Below are 3741 nucleotides of genomic sequence, written 5' to 3' on the forward strand. Positions count from 1 at the left end.
GCGCAGGGGCACCCCTTGCCCCCGGTGCGGATCGCCATCGGCTTTCCCTCGACCGGCCGTAAGGGCCGCGTCATCGGCGAATGCTGGGATTCTTCCGCCAGTGCCGACCGCCACCATGAAATCCTGATCCGGCCCGACCAAGCCGATTGTATCGAGGTGGCCGCGATCCTGGCGCATGAGCTGATCCATGCCGCTGTCGGCATTCCGGCGCGGCATGGACCGCGCTTCCGGCGCGTTGCGCTCGCCATCGGCCTCACCGGCAAGATGACGGCGACCCGGCCGGGGCCGGACTTCCTCGCGCGTGCCGCGCCGCTGCTGGAGCAGATAGGCCCGCTGCCGCACGCTGCGCTCGGCTTTGGCCGCTCGACCGGCCCCCGCAAGCAGGGCACACGCCTCATCAAATGCGAATGCCAGGAATGCGGCTATATCGCCCGCGTCGCCCGCAAATGGCTGGAGGATGCCGGCGCGCCGCATTGCCCCGATCATGGACCGATGCGGCATGACGATGCCGAGGCGGAGGAAGTGGAGAGCGTTTAAACGCCACCGACACTTTCTTGCGAATCGTTCTTGAAATTTGCGCTCCGAGCTATAGGCTCGGAGCGCATTCGGGATGGCTAAAGCCAGCCCGACAAGGAGAGTGTTATGAGAGCGTGGAGCGCGACAGCATGTTAGGCAGCCTGTGCAGGGTGTGGCGTCCTTGCCACGATCCTGCACAAAAAGCCGATTTTCCCTGCACAAATCCTGCACAGGCAAAATCATGCCATTTTTATCTTTTAATAACAGCTATCTATGGGCGTTGAAATCTACTCAAGGGAGAGAGGTATTCTTTTTCCTCTTCCGGAACCCGGTGGTCCAGCTTTCGCGCAGCGGAAGGAGAAATCTCACGGACCTGTTCGAAGGCTGTCCACAAAAATTGTGGATCTGCAATATGGGGCGGAAGCTACTGTACTATAAGGCCTCATGATCTGGGCACCTGTCAGGAGTATATCATACAAGGGGCCATATACATATGCCGGGGGACGGCCCTCTCTTGTCGCAGGCTGGAGGTAAACATCACTTGATGGTTGCTCCGGTTTTTACTTCTCTCATTTCCATTCTTATGGCGCGAGAATCATCGTCGACGTGAAAACGGGCGAATGTTCCCTGTGGCGCCAGAGGGAAGCATAAACTGTTTTCGCCACTGACTGTTATCTGGCCCCATACGTTAAGAACCCTGGCTCCAGTATCTGGATTTTCATAAACGAATTTTTTCGTACGGTACTCTACGGAACAGAGCGTATTTCCCACAGGTATTTTTCCGTCTGCGTAAATCGTAAAATCACCATCGTCTCCAGGTGTTATGTTTGCGTTGAACTGGTGCGAGGGAGGAAGGTCGCATGCAGGGATACTTGGCGGGAACTCAGGTTGTTCTGTTTCCTGGGGGCCACACCCCGTCACTATGCCAAAAATAGCCAATAATGCGGAAGGTTTCAAATGAGGCATTTTCTATTCCCCTGTTTGTTTCACGCAACGCCTATCCTAAGTATAAATCGTGAAAATATTGTAAATATTTAGCAATTTTATGCTTGCTTCCCTTCCGTTTTCCTCTTCCTGAATGCAGCCGCCCAGCCTTCGCGGATCATTGTTTTCGGGCGGGAGACCGCCAGCGCATTGGCAGGCACGTCATCCGTGATTACGCTGCCTGCGCCCACGTACGCGCCGTCGTGGACTGTGACCGGGGCGACAAGAGCGGTGTTGGAGCCAATCATGACGCCTGCGCCAATCTTGCTCTCGTGCTTGTCAAAGCCGTCATAGTTGCACGTGATGGTGCCCGCGCCGATGTTGGTGTTCTCGCCCACCGTGGCGTCGCCCACATAGCTGAGATGGTTGACCTTGGCCTTTTTGCCGATGCGGGCTTTTTTGACCTCGACAAAATTGCCGATCTTCGCACCCTCCTGCAGGACCGTTCCGGGTCGCAGGCGGGCAAAGGGACCAGCCGAAGCGCCGGGGCCAATGCGCGCTCCTTCGATATGGGAAAAGGCGTGGATCACTGCGCCGCTTTCCACTGTTACGCCGGGTCCGAAAAACACATTGGGTTCGATCCGCACATCCGGGGCCAGCACCGTGTCCGCGCTGAAGTATACCGTGGCCGGATCCACCAGGGTTACGCCGGCTGCCATGGCCGCGCGGCGCATGCGGTCCTGGAACACCTGTTCCACAGCGGCCAGCTCGCTGCGGCTGTTGACGCCCAGCACATCCTCTGACGGGCCTTCCACAACGGTGCAGGCGTAGCCGGCCTGGCGGGCGTGGCGCACCATATCCACCAGATAGTACTGGTTCTGGGCGTTGCGGTTATCCAGCCGCTCCAGAAGCTCTGGCAGGTGCGCACCGTCCAGCGCCATAATCCCGCCGTTGCACAGGGGGATCGCTCGCTGCTGGGGTGTGGCGTCCACGTACTCCACAATAGCTTCCAGCTGCCCTTGGCTGTCCAGCACCAGCCGGCCATACTGGGCAGTATTTTCCGGACGCATACCATAGACTGTTACGGCGGGATTTTCAGGGTTGCGACGGGCTGCTGTCAAGCGCTGGAGGCTGTCCGGCGTCACCAGCGGCGTGTCGCTGAAGGCCACCAGTACATCGCCTCTGAACCCCTTCAGGTACGGCAGGGCGGCTTTCAGGGCATCGCCCGTGCCCAGCTGTTCATTCTGGATCACGGTGGTGTGGGGCTTCACAGCCTCCTCCACCGCGGGCATTCCAGGGGCCACCACCACGATGATCTTTTCCGGCGACAGGCTTTCGGCGGCCTTCACCACATGCTGGATCATGGGTCTGTTACCCACGGGGTGCAGCACCTTGGGCAGGGACGATTTCATGCGCGTGCCCTGGCCGGCCGCCAGGATGACGCAGATGAGGGGAACGGGTTTCATGCGGACCTTTCTTTCAGCTGCGTCCTGCGTACCAGCAGCAGGATGATCATGCAGGAGTTCATGAAGCAGATGGTAACTGCATACAGGGCTGTCGTCAGGGTATAATTCTGAAGAGCCAGAAGGCTGAAGATACAGGAAGACATACTGATAACAAAAAAGCTGATGGTTTCCGTAAAAGGTTCCTGCCAGCTTTTCCTGAAAGTGGGAAAATATCCCAGGGAATCGATCACCGAGACAAGAATGATGGCCGTCAGTCCGTCCCCGGTCCGAACATAGACGGCCAGTGTCAGAAAGGATGCAACCAGGCACGCTGTATCAAAGCGGGTGATATTCCGGGTGCCGAACCTGAAAGACAGCAGAAAAATGATGAAACAGAAAAAGGCTCCTGTCGCCGTGGCCCATGCCCCGTACCCTGCACCGTCGCTGAACTGTGCAAACGCCCCCATCGCCTGCAGGATTGCCCAGATCAGCCAAGTATAGATATGCGGCTGCGTTTTCCCTTTCAGGATATCGCGGATGTAAGGGAGAATGGAAATGACAACCAGAAAAGTCGAGATGAACCCAAAGGCAAGTTTCAGATCGGGGGGCATGGTTGTCATCCTGAAGGAGCGGCAGCGACTGAAGGATCTGCTGCTGTTGAAGAAGATCCTTCGCTGCGCTCAGGATGACAAGCAAAAAACGTACAGGAAAAAGCAATTCATCTGTCAACCGGCAGATTTTCTCCTTGACGGCGAATCGGTGGTTGCGCGATTCTGGCAGAAATCGATTCGAACGGGAGTCCGTCATGTCCCTGCGCTGGATGATCTGTGTTCCCCTGGCTCTGATGCTTTCAGGG

At 57.3% G+C, this 3741-nt stretch carries 5 protein-coding genes; 2 read left to right on the forward strand and 3 right to left on the reverse strand.

Annotation, left to right across the window (positions count from 1 at the left end; all coding sequences use genetic code 11):
- Positions 1-537 (forward strand): SprT-like domain-containing protein (locus M3O22_06940; protein ID MDP9196481.1); only part of this gene is annotated, 537 nt, incomplete at its 5' end.
- A 516-nt stretch (positions 538-1053) separates the two neighbouring features.
- Here M3O22_06940 and M3O22_06945 read toward each other — a convergent pair.
- The 3 genes from M3O22_06945 to M3O22_06955 form a co-directional block, all read right to left on the reverse strand.
- The gene (locus M3O22_06945) at positions 1054-1482 is read right to left on the reverse strand and encodes a hypothetical protein (GenBank protein ID MDP9196482.1); all 429 of its coding nucleotides are present in this window, start codon (positions 1480-1482) and stop codon (positions 1054-1056) included.
- A gap of 77 nt (positions 1483-1559) precedes the next feature.
- A complete protein-coding gene (gene glmU, locus M3O22_06950; protein MDP9196483.1) occupies positions 1560-2906 on the reverse strand; it encodes a bifunctional UDP-N-acetylglucosamine diphosphorylase/glucosamine-1-phosphate N-acetyltransferase GlmU in 1347 nt (448 codons plus the stop codon).
- Complete coding sequence (locus M3O22_06955; GenBank protein MDP9196484.1) at positions 2903-3496, reverse strand: hypothetical protein; 594 nt, start codon at positions 3494-3496, stop codon at positions 2903-2905. The genes glmU and M3O22_06955 overlap by 4 nt, the downstream gene beginning before the upstream one ends.
- On the opposite strand from M3O22_06955, the gene M3O22_06960 reads away from it, so the two are divergent.
- Positions 3495-3741: hypothetical protein (locus M3O22_06960; protein MDP9196485.1), on the forward strand; the 247-nt coding region annotated here is incomplete at its 3' end. The genes M3O22_06955 and M3O22_06960 overlap by 2 nt on opposite strands.

The sequence above is a fragment of the Pseudomonadota bacterium genome (assembly GCA_030775045.1).
Lineage (GTDB): Bacteria > Pseudomonadota > Alphaproteobacteria > JALYJY01 > JALYJY01 > JALYJY01.

What these genes read in the sequence shown, in the direction of transcription:
- M3O22_06945 (MDP9196482.1), bottom strand. Translation starts at nt 1,482, where the DNA reads ATGCCTCATTTGAAACCTTCCGCATTATTGGCTATTTTTGGCATAGTG.
- glmU (MDP9196483.1), bottom strand. Translation starts at nt 2,906, where the DNA reads ATGAAACCCGTTCCCCTCATCTGCGTCATCCTGGCGGCCGGCCAGGGC.
- M3O22_06955 (MDP9196484.1), bottom strand. Translation starts at nt 3,496, where the DNA reads ATGCCCCCCGATCTGAAACTTGCCTTTGGGTTCATCTCGACTTTTCTG.